The organism is Kitasatospora sp. NPDC024654 (assembly GCF_055559155.1).
Genome location: NZ_JBVHLF010000125.1, coordinates 1 through 14436 on the forward strand (window position 1 = coordinate 1; position 14436 = coordinate 14436).

The following is a 14436-nucleotide window of genomic DNA, read 5'->3' on the forward strand; positions in this document are numbered from 1 at the left end:
ACCAGTGTCGAAGGCGCCCGCGGGCCGCAAGAGCACCAGCGCCGCGAAGAAGAAGGAAGACCTCGGTGCGCTCACCAAGGCCGAGCTGTACAAACGGGCGAGCGCCCTCGACATCCCCCACCGCAGCGCCATGAACCGCGACCAGCTCCAGGACGCCCTCGAACACGCCCCGGCCGGCAAGCGTGGCCGGGCGCGCAGTGCCTGAAGCCCAGGGCTGGAGGCGCGGCCGTCCGTCGTCGCCTGCTACCGAATTCGGCATTTCAGGGTGACGGTGGATTATCGGTTGCGCAGCCGAAACCAGAGCTCGGCCAGCGTGTTCCTCGCTCGGTCGGTCAGTGGCCAATGCTTGGGGCCGGCGAGCCAGGACTCGTAGAACTCCCGCTGGGCGGCGACGGTGCCGACAGAGGCTGGCGCTGCACGGTCGAAGATGGACACCCGTTGTTGAGCGGCCCGGCCCGGCTTCAGGACGTACAGGATGCTTCCACCCCCCATGTCGCGGGACATGCCCGACGGATAGGCAGCGATCCTGGCGCCGTTGCAGAGCAGTTGGTAGCCCAAAGGCTCAATCTGTAGCCGAATGTGTGACAGGGCATCGAATATGTCGTCGCCGTCGGCGCTCCAGGCCGCACCGTCGGAGCTCCTGAGGGTGATGCCGGGGACCTCGCCGTCCTTCAGGAAGAGTCGCCATGTCTCCTCGACACCACCTGGTCCCAGGACGCTCATCGGCAGATCGGTTGCCATCGCTTCCCCCGGTTGCTCAGGATGTCTCGCCAGGGCCTTCCCGCGAGGCGGGCGCGGATTGGGGTCAGGAGGTCCACCGCGGGCTCGGGGAGCGTCGTCCAGTTCCTCTTGGACGTCGAAGTCGTCGTACACCAGGGGGTCCGTTCGCTCGGGCGGCGTCGGCGGGGCCGGCAGGAGGGATGGTCCCGGGGGCCGCCGGTCTCGGTGCGGCGGCCCCGGGGGTGATGCGCAACTGGCTGGGGAGTGCGGGTGTCTCAGTCCACGGAGAACTCGGCCCAGTGCAGGCCGGTGAGAGTGACCTCCAGGCCGCGGGCGCGGCGGCCGCCGTCGGTGAAGTAGGAGTCGCGCAGGCCGTCGGCGATGATCTTCTCCTGCTCCTGTTGGTTGGCTCCGCGGTCTCGGGCTTCGAACAGCCTGCGTGCGACGTCGCCTGACAGCTTCTGTGGCGGGAGGATGCGGTCGCGGGGGTCGTCGGTGCCGGGGCCGGTGGTCTTGAAGCCGAAGGTCGCCGACACCTCGACGTAGAAGCCTTTGGCTTCGGCGGCTTTGCGGACCCGGTTGCGGACGCGGGGCTGCCAGCGTTCCCGGACGGCGTCCTCGACCTTCTTCGCGTTCTCCTTGCCGATGCCGCCGCCCTTGAGCCAGCGCTCCACCGAGCGCTGGGAGACTCCCAGCTGGGCGGCGGTGTTCTTGGTGCCCTTGAACTGCTTGACCAGGAAGCTGGTGCGGCCGGCCAGGGTCTTGGGGATGGGCTGGGTCTGCATGGCGCGTTCCAGTCCCCGGTCGAGTGCTTCACTCACTTCGGATCACTCCCCCTCGGCGTAGGCGTCGCCGCCCTTGATGTGACGGCCCGGGTTGACGTCGTCGGCGATCAGCTCCAGCGCCCACGCCATCGTCTGGGTGCCCTCGTGTTTGACGTGCCCGGGCGAGATTCCCAGGCGCCAGGCGGTGGCGAGGGTGCCGTCCGGGCGGCGCAGGACGTCCAGGGGCGAGGGGCCCGTGGAGGGATAGACGACGCAGTCGGCGAGCGCGGCGATCGGAAACTCGCCGGTGGCCTCGGCGTGGCGGCGGATCTTGCGGTGCTTGTTGACGGTGTCGGTGTCGATGACCAGTGCCCGGTTGAGCGGATCCCACGTGGCTCGCTCCAGGGCCGGCCAGCGCTGGCCGGGGCGGAAGGAGGCGCCGCGGGGGCGCTCGCGAAGCTTGCCGATCCCGCCCTTGGCCGTCGACTTGATGGCGTGCAGAATCGCGAGCTCCATCGGGTCACCGCTCTTCAGGTCGGCCATCGCTGCCAGGAAGGCCTCGACATCGCGATCGGCCAGGTCCAGGGGGACGCCGAGGCCTGCCATCGTGGTGAGGTGGGCCTCGCGCAGATGCTTGTGCCAGGGGTCGAGCCACGGGCCGGACTCGTGGCGCAGCCAGCCCTCGGTCGGCTGGACGGGGATGCCGAGTTCGTGGGCGTAGGCGACCTTGACGGTGCTGTACCAGGCGGGTCCGGTGGGCGGCAGGCCGTCGGGGGTGAAGGGGTTGGGCATGCGGGGGTCGAGCTGGGCGGTGGAGAAGTCGCACTTCCAGCTACCGGGGATCTTCTTGTCGAAGGCCGGGGTGAGCTCGTGAACGGGCTCCGACAGGGCCATGGTGAGTCGGCCCGCCGCCGCCAGGAATGCCATGTTGACGTCGAGGCCGACCACGTTCGGGTAGGCGCGCTCGCGGTCCTCGATCAGGTCCGGGTCGCGGTTCCAGTCCCAGGTCTCGGTGATCAGCACGTCGCCTGGGGCGCGGTCCTTGGCGACGGGGTGCTCGGCCGGGGCCTCGGGCGGCGCGGGGTCGAACGCGCGGGTACGCGAGCCCTCGACCGGGCCGGAGGTCCAGCCGGTCTCGGTGCGCACCGCGCGGGTCGGCGGGCGCAGCGCCTCCATGAGGGAGAGTCCGGTGACGGCGGTGGAGCCGCGCGGGGTTTGTACGCGCATCGCGTAGCCGCCGAGGAGGGCGGCGAGCTGGGTGGCGTCGAGGTCCTGCGGCACGTTCCAGCCGCCGGTGGTGAGTGCGGCCCACATCGGGATGCAGTACTGGACGCACTCGCGCTTGGCGCCGTTGGGGGTGCGGAAGACGCGGGCCCACGGGCCGAAGCCGCGCTGGGTGAGTTGCCAGCCGGCCTTGACGAGGTTCTTGACGATCGGTCCGGTCTCCGGCAGGCGGCCGATGCGGCGCTCGAAGTTGCCGTCGGCGTCCTCGCCCATCGGCGGCAGGCCGAGGAGCTCGACCGCGTCCGCCATGAGGACGACCAGCGGGTCGGAGTCCTTGCCGTGCTTGTGCAGCCGCTGCTGGCCCAGGCCCGCGTTCACCGCCCACTCGGTCAGCTGGGGCAGCGTCATGGCCGGCACGTCCAGCACACGGCCGTCGACCAGGTGGGCGAGCAGGGCGCGGCCGGAGGGTGCGAGGTCGATGACCGCCAGCGGCCCGTTGGGGTACTTCGCCAGGGCGGCCGGGCCGGATGCGGCCTGCGGCCGAGCCGGGGCTGTCGCCTTCACCGGAGCCCTGCGCGCTCGGGTGGCGGCCGGGTGCGCTGTGGGGGCAGCGGCGGCGGGGGCCGGCTGCGGCGCGGAGGTGGCGGCTGCCGTGGTCAGCGGGAGGCCGGGGCGGCAGAAGCCTCCCAGGTGCATCGGCACGCCCTGCGAGCGGTAGACCGACGGGTTGCCGCACTGCACGCACGGCGCGGCCGGGCCCATCACCAGCGAGCCGTCCGGGTGCTGGTCGAGCATCGGCACCGGCACGGCTTCCACGGCGGGTGCGGGTGTCGAGGCCTGGGGCTGGGTGGGCGTCAGGGCGGCCGGCCCGGGGCTCAGCTGGGCGACGATGCCCTCCAGCAGGCGGGCGTAGGCCGCGCGGGCCTCCCCCTGAGGATCGCGCTGGCCTGCTTCCCAGGCGGTGAACGTGCTGGCGCTGACACCGAGGGCCTTGGCGGTCTCGGCCTTCGTCAGTCCGTACTCGGTGCGCAGCCGTGCCCGCTCGGCCGGGGTCGGCAGTTCGACGACGCGGCGCGGGCCCTGGCCAAGCAGTGCGTCGATCGCGTCCGGCGCGTCAGACTGTGTGCCCATGGTCTTCTCCCTCCCTGCGTGATGGTGTCAGGCCGCGCTGTACTGGCCGCGCTTGACCCGGACGACCCGGCCGGCCTTCAGCAGCCCGTCGATGTACACCGACGCGCCATTGGGCTTCGTGTACTTGCCCGCCGCGCTCATGGCCTCGGCAATCTCACCCAACGTCATCGGCTTGTCCGACGCCTGCAGGATCTTCACCATGGCGTCCGCCTTCGTCAGATCCTTGAGATCCTCCCCCGGCACCACCGCTGCCTCGACCAACTTCCTGAAGGCCTCCCGCTGAGCGCGCAGCCCTTCGATCCGCACTCCCAGGAGATCCCGCTCGCGCTCCGCCTTGCGGAGTTCCTGCTCCACCCGCTCAAGATCCTCGCCATAGGACGTCATACGCGAATCATAGCAGAGATTACTAAGACTTCTAGGAGAGATTAGAGAAAAGATTCTAAGACAACCTTAGAGGTCTCATGAGGCCGCAAGCAGCGCGCCGCACGTGCTGCTCGGCTCGCCTGATGCGGCGCCAGGGCCTGGCCGCGGCCGGGAGAATGGGCCGGTGAACAACTCCCAGCCGCGCGGCCTGCACGCCCTGATCCCTACCGCCCGCCAGGCGGCCACCCCCGGAGAGCGGGCCGCCGCCCAGATGCTCCACCTGCGCACCGCCGCCGTGCCGGTGCCGGTCACCCGCGAGGCCGCGGTCGACGTCCACGCCCGCCTGGTCTCCGTTCTGGAGAACGCCGCACCCGGGCGCGAGTGACCGTCCCGGTGGACTTTCGAGCAGGTTGAGGCGCCGTCCCGGCCTGTTGAGCGGCGGGGACGGGGCGCCCGGCGAGTCAGCCGGACGTCGAAGGCGCCGCTGAGATGTCCCACCTGACCAGGACCGGCGTCGGGTTCTGCGTGTTGCCGCAGACGTCGGCGAGCATCCAGCCGCCGGTCCCGGCCGCGCCGGTGCGTGCCAGGTTCAGGTCGGTGATCCGGTTGGCGGTGACAGTGAGCAGCTCGGCCGGGACGGCGTCCTGCCGCAGGTCGCGGCGGTGCAGGCTGCCCTGGAAGGATCCGCGGGTGCCGGCGAACAGGACGGTGTGCTCGTCCGGGGCGGTGGCGGCCCGGGGGCTGGGCAGCGCGGAGTCGACCCAGTCGTCCCTGGACGCGGCCGGGTCCTTGGTGAGGTCGAGCGGGGTGCTGTACCCGTTCGCGGTCAGGAAGAACCGCTCGGGTGCGAGCCACACCGCTCGCTGCGCGCTCGGGAACGGGACATCGTGGCGGTGCTCGTCGCCGGGCCGCGCGCCGATCCGGGTCAGGGTGATCGACCCGTGGTAGCCGGCGACCTGGTTGAGGACCCACAGGGTGCCGTCCCGGCCGGGCTCCAGGGTGGCGTAGCCGCCGAAGCCTCCGGCGAGCAGCTGGAGGTCGCGGGTCTTGGGCTGCCAGCGCACGACGGCGCCACGGCACAGGACGGTGAGCGGGCGCCACGGCACAGGACGGTGAGCGATCCGTCCGCCCCGCGCACCGCGCGGTCCTCGGTGCCCGCCAGCGGCAGGGCCCAGGTGCTGCGCCCGGTGGTGGTGTGGAAGTCGACGACGCCGGCCGCCGTGGTGATCAGCAGCCGGTTGCCCCGGGAAGCGGTGAGGGCGCTGGGGGTCTGAGTCGGTGACCAGATCCCGATGAAGGCCTCGCCGGCCGTGACGCCGTCGGCAGTGCTCTCCACCACCGGCCACGGGAGCTGCGCCTCGCCGACCGGGCGCAACTGCGGCGCTGGGCCGAGGCCTTCGTGGCTGGGCACGAGGATGTCGGCCACGCGGCCATGGACAAGGTGATGTGCCGGTACCAGGCGTCGTAGCGGCGGACCTGTCGAGAGCGAGCAGGCCCTCGCCCGCGGCGAACACCTCCTGGCCATGACGGACGCCCACGAGCACACGGGTCTCACCGGGCCGTCCGCCGAGGAAGCCGCTCGCAGGCTGGAGGAGTTCGCCGAACGCGCCCGCTTCGCCGGCATGGTCGTCACCGACCGTCGGCGCTTGAAGCGGCTGATGGAGCGAGGCGACCCCGCAATCCACCCCGGCGCCTACGTCACCTGCGTCCACGATCACGCCAAGGCCCTCTGCCAGCAGCGACGCGACACCACCGGACGCGAGCGCCCCGACCTCGGTGCCTGCCGCCCGCTCCAGTGCCGCAACGTCGCCCTCACCACCGACAACACCACCGCCTGGGCGCAGGAGATCCAGCGCATCAACGAACGCCTGTCCACCCCGTCCGCCGCTGCCCCCGCTGCTGCACCATCAGCTGAGTGAGCGCCGGAACGAGCTCGTTCGCTTCTTCGCCCGCCACACCCCGGAGGCACCATGAGCCGCAAGGTCGCCCTCCCCAGCGACGAGCAGGTCCGCCAAGCCCTAGCCGAGCTCACTGCCGAGGCCGAAACCACCATGCGACGGCCCACCGTCCTCGGCCTCGCCCGCCGACTGGGCCTGGCCAACGCCACCTTCTGGCGCCACTTCCCCGATATCGCCGAGGAAGTACGGACCGCTGCCCGGTCCCACCACACCGCCGGCGTCGACCCTCTGGGCACCGACCGCTACCACGACCTGCACCGGAAGAACGCCGAACTCCAGCGCAACAACACCGAGTTGTCCCAGCACCTAGTACTGCAACCGCATCTGAGCGGTCTGGCCGCTCGGTCACCATCTCTCCGAACGTGGCACTCGGTATCAGCCAGGCCGTCGTGATCGCCCCTCGCTCAACGTCGACGGCGATGAACAGCATGTCCAAGCCGGCCCGCGGCTGGAACGTCTGCGACCTCACATTGGCCATCAATCTGCCCTGCTGGACCTGTGCTCCGATGGACATCCTGGCCTTCACCTGCACCGCCAGGGTCGCGGAGCTGCCGCGCTGGTGGAAGACGAGGTCCACGCCCTCGTCGTCCACGAGCGAGGTGGAGACGTTCAACTCCCCGCCCGTGGCGAGGATGGACGAGGCCGCAACCAGATATTCGGCGGCCTTCCCCATCCGTGCGGCTGCTGGGCTCTTGTCCTGGTAGTCCTCGTCGTCATCATCTGCGCGGTTGTCACTGGTCCCGCCTCGGCACGACGGCCAGCACCAGCAGGACCGCGACCACCGTCCAGACCGCGTAGACCGTCCAGGCCCCGCCGATGGTGGAGGGAAAGGGCTGGCCGTCGATCGTGCCCTGCAGGACCAGGCGGGTCCACGCCCGAAACGGCAGGGCGTTGGTGACGACAGCTCCCAGGTGCGTGCGGTCGTCGATGGTCGTCGGCAGGATGAAGGCCAGCAGGAACAGTGTGACCATGGTCGCGACGCTGTGCCGGATCACCGCGCCGAGCCCCAACCCGACTAGCGCGCCGACCGGGGCGAGGAGCGCGGAGGCCGCGACGAGGCGTAGCGCGCCGGGGTGGCCGATCGAGACCCCGCCGTACTTCCCGGACAGGATCGCTTCGTCCAGCCAGAACGAGACGGCCACCACGAGCACGCCGAATCCGGTCGTCACCGCGGCGATCACCAGCACCTTGGCAGTCATCACCTCCCGGCGGGCCGGCGCCGCGCCGAACGTGGTCCGCAGCAGGCCGCTGGTTTGCTCGCTGAGGATGGCGATCGCGCCGACCGCGCCCATGGCCAGCAGGACCCAGGCGGCGGCGGGCCGGGTGAAGGCGTCGGGCAAGGCCCCGAACTTGACGTAGTAGGCGTGTTGGTCCGGCGTCCACGAGGGCCAGTCGGCGCGGGTGGACCGCGCGGCGTTGGCGTTCACGCTGATGGCCGCTAGGGCGCTGAGCAGGATGAACCAGGGGATCGAGCGTAGCGACCACAGCTTGATCCACTCAGCCGCCAGCAGATCGGTGAACTTCGCCGGCGGGTCGGCGGGCGGCTCGTAGGTCCCGGTCGTCGCGGGCCGGGTGTTCGTCTGGGGGCTCATGCTCGTTCTCCTGCCGCGTATTCGACGCTGGCGCCGGTCATCTCCATGAAGGCCTGTTCCAGCGAGCCGGTCCTGGTGGTCAGTTCGTGGACCAGGACGCCGCGCGCGGCGGCGATCTGGGCGATGCGGACCGCTTCCAAGGCGGTCACCGTGAGCAGGCCGTCCGGGGCCTGCGTCACCTGCGCGCCTTCAGCGGTCAAGGCGGCTACCAGGGCTGCCGGATCGTCGGCCCGGACCTCGACGCGGTGCTGCGCGCCGCGGGCCGCGAACTCGGCCACGGTCTCGTCCGCGAGCAGTTCGCCACGGCCGACCACGATGAGGCGGTCGGCGGTGTGCTCCATCTCGGTCATCAGGTGGCTGCTCACGAAGACCGTGCGGCCTTCGGCGGCCAGACGCTTGAAGAGGCCGCGGACGAACAGGACGCCCTCGGGGTCGAGGCCGTTGAGAGGCTCGTCGAACAGGAGGACCGGCGGGTCGCCGAGGAGGGCTCCCGCAATGCCGAGGCGCTGGCGCATGCCGAGGGAGAAGCCGCCGATCCGCCGGTCGGCGGCGCCGGTGAGGCCGACCTCCCGCAGGACGTGGTCCACCCGGCTGCGCGGGATCGCGTTGCTGCGGGCCAGGAAGCGCAGATGGTTGTGCGCGGTGCGGCCGCCGTGCGCGTCGCCGGCGTCGAGCAGCGCCCCGACATGTCGCAGGCCCCTTCGCAGGCCGCGGAACTCGTGACCGGCGACGGTCGCGGTGCCGGTGGTCGGGGCGTGCAGGCCGAGGATCACGCGCAGGGTCGTGCTCTTGCCCGCGCCGTTGGGGCCGAGGAAGCCGGTGACGTGGCCGGGCCGGACGGTGAAGGACAGGTCGTTGACGGCCGTGGTGCGGCCGTAGCGCTTGGTGAGGTTGCTGACTTCGATCACGGGGACAACGGTGCCGGTCCGCGCCTGCGCCGGGCATCGCCCCACGGCTGACACCCGGCGCGGTCCGATGTCAGCCGCAGGCTTACATCCGTGGGTGACTGCTACAGGGGGACGGTGATCGCTAACCTCGCGGCATGGTTTTCTCCCCGTCACCGCTCAGGCGTCTGTCGCGTGTGTCGCCGGGCACGTGGCTGGTGCTGATCTGGTTCGCGGTCACGTCGTACACGGTCTTCGCGCAGACGCGCCCGGACAACCTGCCCGTTATCCCTCCGTACTGGGGCAACCAGGCGGACGAGGTGGTCGGCGCCCTGATCGTGATCGCCGCCGGCCGACGCTGGCGCCGGCCCCTCACCGCGATGTGCCTCCTGCTGATCGGGACCATCAGCTCGGTGATGGCGATGGCCGTCGCGGACATCCCGCTGCTCCAGTTCCTCGCCGTCGACGTCGCAATCTGCTACCTGGCGGCGACCCAGCCCCCGCGGACGTCCGTCAAGGCCGGCACGCTGGCGCTGGCCACACTGCTCGGCTACTCGGGCATCCGCACACTGATGGGCTGGGACGCCTACGGCAGCGCGGCGCTGACGGCGGCGCTGACCACGGTGATCGTCTGGCTGGTCGGACACGCGGTATGGCAGAACCGCGTACATGCCGAAGCGCTGCGCACGCAGGCGACAAAGCAGGCGATCACGTCGGAACGGCTGCGGATCGCCCGGGAGTTGCACGACATGGTCGCGCACAGCATCGGCATCGTGGCGCTCCAGGCCGGCGCCGCGCGCCGGGTCTTCGACACACAACCCGCCCGGGCCCGCGCCGCCCTCGAGGAGGTCGAGACAGCGGGACGGGAGACACTGTCGGGCATGCGGCGGCTGCTGGGAGCACTGCGCGAGGCCGACGAGAACACCGCCGACGAACCCGAGCGGCCGGCCCCGATGCCGGGGCTCGACGACGTGCCCCGCCTGGCCGCGTCCACGACCGCCGCGGGGGTACGGGTGGACGTGCACTGGTCCGGCCCACGCCGCCGACTGCCGCCGGAGATCGAGCTGTCGGCGTACCGAGTCGTGCAGGAGGCGGTGACGAACGTGGTGCGGCACGCCGAGGTCCGCACGTGCCGGGTGTCGATAGAGTTCCTCCCGGCGGAACTGGCCGTCGAGGTGGTCAACGCGGGCCAGCAGCACGGGTCGCGGAGTCCCGGGGAGCTGCATGGCTCTCGTGCACCGTACGGCGTGCAGGCCCCCGGCCGCGGCTACGGCCTCGTCGGGATGCGGGAGCGGGTCGGCCTGCTGCACGGCGAGTTCTCGGCCGGGCCCCGCCCCGACGGCGGCTTCCGGGTGGCGGTGCGGCTACCGGTGTTGGCCGGCCATCCCACTCTTCCCTGGAGCGCATCCCGATGACCACGCCCCCGACCGCCCCCGTCCGGGTCCTCCTCGTGGACGACCAGCCACTGGTGCGCGCCTCTCTCGACATGATCATCACCGACGCCCCGGACCTTGAGGTGGTCGGTGAGGCCGCGACCGGGGCGGAGGCGGTCCGGCTGGCCGCCGAGCTCCGCCCCAACGTCGTCGTCATGGACATCCGCATGCCCGGCATGGACGGCATCGAGGCCACCCGGATCATCACCCAGGACAGTCCGGACAGCGCCTACGTGCCGCGTGTCCTCGTCCTGACCACGTTCGACCAGGACGACCACGTCTACGGCGCCCTCCGCGCCGGCGCGTCCGGCTTCCTCGTCAAGGACATGGCGCTGGACGACATCCTCGCCGCGATCCGGGTCGTCGCCGCCGGCAACGCGCTCATCGCCCCCACGGTCACCCGGCGGCTGATCGCACACTTCGCGCATCGGCCACCCGGGTCCGCGGAGCCGGTGAACGCTCCCGGCCCGGCGAGGCTCGCCGCGATCACTGACCGCGAGCGCGAGATCCTCACCCTCGTCGGTCTGGGCCGCTCCAACGCCGAGATCGCCGCGGAACTCTTCATCACACCCGCGACCGCCAAGACCTACATCTCCCGACTGCTCACCAAACTGGACGCCCGGGACCGCGTCCAGCTGGTGATCACCGCCTACGAATCAGGGCTCGTCGGCCATCGCTGAGGCCCGCGACTGCACTGTCCCGTCTCATTCGATCTTTGCTGGTGTTGTGGGGCTGAGCTGGGCGGATGCAATCAGCGATGAGACGCAGTGCCCGGCCTCGTCTCATTTCTCGTTGTCGCCGGAACGCAGGCTGACGGGGCGGTCCCACCTTCGGTTGCCGGTGACGTCGATTCCGGAGCGAGGAGTCGGCCGGGCCGAAATGGCCGAGTGGTGGATGTCGGCGCCGTGGTCTCACCGAGCACGTCGTGGAGCGGGCGGCTCAGGACTGCAGGGTCCACACGTGCAGTGCGTCCCGTACCTCGGGCTCTCCGTCATCGACGCCCACCCTGGGCCGCTCAGCCAGCAGCAGGTCGCCGACCGGCTCGGGCTGACCAAGGGCATCGTCAGCCGTCAGATCGACAACGCGGTCTCCGACGGGCTGGTGACGGTCCGGCCGTCCCCGCGCAGTCGCCGGGAGAACGCCGTCTTCCTCACTCCGGCCGGCACCGATCTGGTGCGACGCGGCGACGCGGTGTTCCACCGGGACCGCGCGGCGATCCTGCCGCCCGTCGACCCCGACGACATGCACGCTGCGATCCGCGTGCTCTCGGCCACAGGTCTACACCGAGCAGGCCGGCCATGGCCCCCTGGTAACCGAGGGCGACTGGGGATCAGGAATTCCTCGGGTCAGTGGCCAGTCCGACGCCGTGCTGGTATTCCAGGGGCGGGGCGGACAGTGCGCGCAGGAACACTTGCCGCATCATCTCCGCAGCGTTGCGCTCGGCGGCCCGGGCGACTTCCTCGGTGCTGTCGTCAACTGTGGGGTCGGGTTTCAACGCACCGATCCTTCGTGCCGTGGGGTGGGCGCTGCCTGAGGCGGTCCTGTCGGGTCTTGCTCGATGGCCCGGGCACGGGGTAGCAGCGACGCTGGCAGGAGGCCGAGTGCTGCACATCCGGCCAGGACCAGCAAGGCCAAACCCATCGCCGGGGCGAACGTTGCGGCCGGGGAGTCGACGGCGGACGTCCCGGTCACGCTGGCGGCAATAGCGATGCCCAGGGTCGGGCCGACGTTCATGGCGGTCTGCTTGAGGCCACCGACGGCCCCTGCGTACTCGGGGGGCGCGTCACCGACCACGGTCCCGGTGGCAGTGACCATCACGGTGGCGAATCCTGCGCCGAGCACGGCGAAGGTCGCGCCGATGGCCGTCCACGTGCTGGCCGGGCCGACCCGGGACAGTCCCGCGATGCCGAGGACGACCAGGGTCGTGCCGGCGATCGCGGTAAGGCGCGGGCCATAGCGGCGCAGGGCGGTGTTGGCGACGGGTGCGCCGAGGACCATGAGCGCGGTCAGTGGAAGGACGCGCAGGCCGCTGGCGAGCGGGTCCAGACGCAGTACGTCTTGGAGGTAGAAGGTGGCGGTGAACAGTGCGCCGAACAGGCCGGCGGTGGTGACCAGCAGGATCGCCATGGATGCCGTCACCGGTACGGACCGCGCCACGGCATGCGGCACGATCGGGTTGGCGGTACGGCGTTCGTGCGAGGCGAGCACGGCTGCGAGGCCCGCGACGGTGAGGAGTCCGAGCACCGTCGGCGCGGCGGTCCATCCGTGCGCCGGCACGCCGGCCAGGGAGTGGACCAGGACCACGAGCGCGGTCGCAAGCAGGGCCGCGCCGGTGAGGTCGAATCGCTGATCACGCGTGGGTTCCGGCGCTGGCGGCCGGACGGCGAGGGTGAGCACGGCGATCAGGACCGCGATGGGGGCATTGATCCAGAAGACCGCACGCCAGCCCAGATGTGCGACGAGGACCCCCCCCAAGGACCGGACCGGCTCCTGCGGCCACCGCGATCGCGCTGGTACGGACGGCGACCGGCGTACCAAGCCGGTCAGCCGGATACGTCAGCCGCAGCAGGGCGAGCGTCGCCGGCTGCAGCAGCGCGCCGAATACGCCCTGGGCGACGCGCAGGCCGATCACCCAGCCGATGGACGGCGCGACCGCGATGCCGGCCGAGGCGGCCCCGAACCCGAACACGCCGACGAACAGCAGCCGCGGGTGCCCGTACCGGTCGCCGAGCCGCCCGGCGATGACGAGCAGCGAGGCCACCGCGAGCAGATAACCGGTGCTCGTCCACTGCACCTGCGCCACGCTCGCGCCGAGAGCACGCTGCAGACTGGGCTGCGCCACCAGCAGGACCGTGCCATCCAACGCGACGAGCATCGCGCCAGCCACACTGACCAGGAGCGCGACGGGCCGCCGCACGGAGGCGGTCACGAGCACACCGGGCCCAAGTGAGCGTCCAGCACCGCCGCGACCAGCCGACCGAGTTGGTCGTCGCGCGGTGCGGCGCCGAGCGCGAGCTGCAGACTGCCCCACGCCCACAACTGGGCGATGCCGTGCAGGTTCGACCACAAGGCGGCGGCCGTGACAGCAGGCGGTGGCGCAGCCGCGTCCAGCCCGCCGGGCCGGCGCGTGATGGCCTGTTCCGCGCGGCATCCGGCGACGAGGGCGACCACGCGCTCGAACAGCGGCAGGGTCGACTCCCGTAGCCGCCGCTCACCCGACGCGTGCTGCTCGCTGTCGAGGAGGTCGTGACGGAACATCAGCTCGAACATGCCGCGGCATTCCAGCGCGTACCCGATGTACACCCGCGCGACGGCCTCCAACTGAGCCCGCGGTTTTGTCGTTTCGGCGATCGCCGCCGCGAACCGCGCGCAGAGGTCCGCGAAACCACGGCGGGCAATCGCGGAAAGCAGAGCGCGGTGCGTGGGGAAGTACCGGCGCGGCGCCCCGTGCGACACCCCCGCCTGGCGGGCGATTTCGCGCAGCCCCAGCGAGGCAGAGCCCTCGGTCAGGACGAGGTCCACTCCGACATCGATCAACCGCTCCCGAAGAGCTCTCGATTTCCATAGACACTGTCTACCAGTGCAAGTAGACGGTGTCTACCCGCCGCTGCCACGCCAGGTCACGATTCTCACAATCGATCCATTCCGGGAGAAAGATCAAAAAGGGCCGCCGAGGGCAGCCCGGCCGCCCGACCTTTTCTCAGAACCCGCTCTCACTCAATTGGCGCCGGACCCCTGTTCTGGGAATCGTTTATGAGAGGATTCCGGGCGTGACGGACCCTCAGAACATGACCGGGAGTGACGCCGATGACGTCGAGCGCCACACCTGCCCGCGCTGCCTGGCACTATCTGTCACCCCCATCTGCAAGCCTCAAAAGCGGTTGGATTCGGCCTTTCGCCGGGTCAACCTGGAGATCCTCGGGAACACCGACCCGTTCCTGCATGCGCACGTGTGGCCGCGGTTCGAATGGGAGCCGGCCGAGCTCGTAGGCAAGCCCGTGTGGCTGTATCCGCGAGAGCGGTGGAGCGACGAACGGTATGCGCTCGGCCCTCAGCACGGCATCTTGCGAGAGGCAATCAGCGAAGAATTGACACAGCTCGTATCCTGACTTTCCGCAGCTCCTGGTGGCGGCACTGCCCCTACCAGGTGGCTGACGATGCACTGCTCACCATCACCAGCTCCCCCGCGGTCACGATTCGGCCAGAGCGCACTGCTTTCACCGTTACAGCAGAAAGCAGCGGAGTATGCCCAAGCCGGTCGTCCCGGGCTGTACCTCGATTCGTCAGAGTCCGGGAGCGGTTGACGAGGTGATCCGTTCGCCCGGTTTGTCCCTCGTGGTCGGGGGCGGGGCCTTCGCGTGTCGCTG

The 14436-nt window shown here is 70.8% G+C and carries 16 protein-coding genes and 4 pseudogenes; 10 read left to right on the top strand and 10 right to left on the bottom strand.

Annotation, left to right across the window (positions count from 1 at the left end; genetic code table 11):
- Positions 1-205, top strand: a pseudogene (locus ACZ38L_RS35755) (non-homologous end joining protein Ku); the annotation flags it as partial.
- A 71-nt stretch (positions 206-276) separates the two neighbouring features.
- Here ACZ38L_RS35755 and ACZ38L_RS35760 read toward each other — a convergent pair.
- From ACZ38L_RS35760 to ACZ38L_RS35775, 4 genes are all read right to left on the bottom strand, one after another.
- Positions 277-741 carry a hypothetical protein gene (locus tag ACZ38L_RS35760; RefSeq protein WP_465701566.1) on the bottom strand — a complete coding sequence of 155 codons (465 nt, stop codon included), beginning with the start codon at positions 739-741 and terminating at the stop codon, positions 277-279.
- Positions 742-995: 254 nt separating this feature from the next.
- Entirely contained in the window at positions 996-1541 is a 546-nt protein-coding gene (gene tpg, locus ACZ38L_RS35765; RefSeq protein WP_465701568.1) for a telomere-protecting terminal protein Tpg, read from the bottom strand.
- A gap of 6 nt (positions 1542-1547) precedes the next feature.
- The gene (tap, locus tag ACZ38L_RS35770; RefSeq protein ID WP_465701570.1) at positions 1548-3839 is read right to left on the bottom strand and encodes a telomere-associated protein Tap; all 2292 of its coding nucleotides are present in this window, start codon (positions 3837-3839) and stop codon (positions 1548-1550) included.
- Between the two features lie 27 nt (positions 3840-3866).
- Positions 3867-4223 (bottom strand): hypothetical protein, encoded by a 357-nt coding sequence (locus ACZ38L_RS35775; protein WP_465701572.1) that lies wholly within the window; start codon positions 4221-4223, stop codon positions 3867-3869.
- A 163-nt stretch (positions 4224-4386) separates the two neighbouring features.
- On the opposite strand from ACZ38L_RS35775, the gene ACZ38L_RS35780 reads away from it, so the two are divergent.
- Positions 4387-4587 carry a hypothetical protein gene (locus ACZ38L_RS35780; protein WP_465701574.1) on the top strand — a complete coding sequence of 67 codons (201 nt, stop codon included), beginning with the start codon at positions 4387-4389 and terminating at the stop codon, positions 4585-4587.
- Positions 4588-4663: 76 nt separating this feature from the next.
- Here ACZ38L_RS35780 and ACZ38L_RS35785 read toward each other — a convergent pair whose 3' ends face one another.
- The gene (locus tag ACZ38L_RS35785; RefSeq protein ID WP_465701576.1) at positions 4664-5266 is read right to left on the bottom strand and encodes a hypothetical protein; all 603 of its coding nucleotides are present in this window, start codon (positions 5264-5266) and stop codon (positions 4664-4666) included.
- A 48-nt stretch (positions 5267-5314) separates the two neighbouring features.
- Between ACZ38L_RS35785 and ACZ38L_RS35790 the strand changes: the two genes are divergently transcribed.
- The 4 genes from ACZ38L_RS35790 (at position 5315) to ACZ38L_RS35805 (ending at position 6864) form a co-directional block, all read left to right on the top strand.
- A complete protein-coding gene (locus tag ACZ38L_RS35790; RefSeq protein ID WP_465701578.1) occupies positions 5315-5476 on the top strand; it encodes a hypothetical protein in 162 nt (53 codons plus the stop codon).
- 249 nt (positions 5477-5725) lie between these two features.
- Positions 5726-6121, top strand: coding sequence for a hypothetical protein (locus ACZ38L_RS35795; protein WP_465701580.1), 396 nt, complete (start codon positions 5726-5728; stop codon positions 6119-6121).
- A 51-nt stretch (positions 6122-6172) separates the two neighbouring features.
- A complete protein-coding gene (locus tag ACZ38L_RS35800; RefSeq protein ID WP_465701582.1) occupies positions 6173-6553 on the top strand; it encodes a hypothetical protein in 381 nt (126 codons plus the stop codon).
- Between the two features lie 26 nt (positions 6554-6579).
- Complete coding sequence (locus ACZ38L_RS35805; RefSeq protein WP_465701584.1) at positions 6580-6864, top strand: hypothetical protein; 285 nt, start codon at positions 6580-6582, stop codon at positions 6862-6864.
- 27 nt (positions 6865-6891) lie between these two features.
- Here the strand turns inward: ACZ38L_RS35805 and ACZ38L_RS35810 are convergent, their stop codons facing one another.
- Both ACZ38L_RS35810 and ACZ38L_RS35815 read right to left on the bottom strand, forming a co-directional pair.
- Complete coding sequence (locus ACZ38L_RS35810) at positions 6892-7752, bottom strand: ABC transporter permease (protein ID WP_465701586.1); 861 nt, start codon at positions 7750-7752, stop codon at positions 6892-6894.
- Positions 7749-8660 (bottom strand): ABC transporter ATP-binding protein, encoded by a 912-nt coding sequence (locus ACZ38L_RS35815; RefSeq protein WP_465701588.1) that lies wholly within the window; start codon positions 8658-8660, stop codon positions 7749-7751. Before ACZ38L_RS35815 ends, ACZ38L_RS35810 begins: the two co-directional genes overlap by 4 nt.
- Before the next feature lie 134 nt (positions 8661-8794).
- Between ACZ38L_RS35815 and ACZ38L_RS35820 the strand changes: the two genes are divergently transcribed.
- From ACZ38L_RS35820 to ACZ38L_RS35830, 3 genes and pseudogenes are all read left to right on the top strand, one after another.
- Positions 8795-10051 (top strand): sensor histidine kinase, encoded by a 1257-nt coding sequence (locus ACZ38L_RS35820; RefSeq protein ID WP_465701590.1) that lies wholly within the window; start codon positions 8795-8797, stop codon positions 10049-10051.
- Positions 10048-10749, top strand: a complete 702-nt coding sequence (locus ACZ38L_RS35825; RefSeq protein ID WP_465701592.1) for a response regulator — start codon at positions 10048-10050, stop codon at positions 10747-10749. The genes ACZ38L_RS35820 and ACZ38L_RS35825 overlap by 4 nt, the downstream gene beginning before the upstream one ends.
- Before the next feature lie 214 nt (positions 10750-10963).
- Positions 10964-11146 (top strand): annotated as a pseudogene (locus tag ACZ38L_RS35830) (hypothetical protein); the annotation flags it as partial.
- Between the two features lie 253 nt (positions 11147-11399).
- On the opposite strand, the gene ACZ38L_RS35835 reads toward ACZ38L_RS35830, so the two are convergent.
- From ACZ38L_RS35835 to ACZ38L_RS35845, 3 genes and pseudogenes are all read right to left on the bottom strand, one after another.
- Positions 11400-11564, bottom strand: a complete 165-nt coding sequence (locus ACZ38L_RS35835; RefSeq protein WP_465701596.1) for a hypothetical protein — start codon at positions 11562-11564, stop codon at positions 11400-11402.
- Positions 11561-12944, bottom strand: a pseudogene (locus tag ACZ38L_RS35840) (MFS transporter). The gene ACZ38L_RS35835 and the pseudogene ACZ38L_RS35840 overlap by 4 nt, the downstream one beginning before the upstream one ends.
- 50 nt (positions 12945-12994) lie before the next feature.
- Positions 12995-13606 (bottom strand): TetR/AcrR family transcriptional regulator, encoded by a 612-nt coding sequence (locus ACZ38L_RS35845; RefSeq protein ID WP_465701594.1) that lies wholly within the window; start codon positions 13604-13606, stop codon positions 12995-12997.
- Positions 13607-13944: 338 nt separating this feature from the next.
- Between ACZ38L_RS35845 and ACZ38L_RS35850 the strand changes: the two are divergent.
- Positions 13945-14178: pseudogene (locus tag ACZ38L_RS35850) on the top strand (diadenosine tetraphosphate hydrolase); the annotation flags it as partial.
- Between the last annotated feature and the right edge of the window lie 258 nt (positions 14179-14436).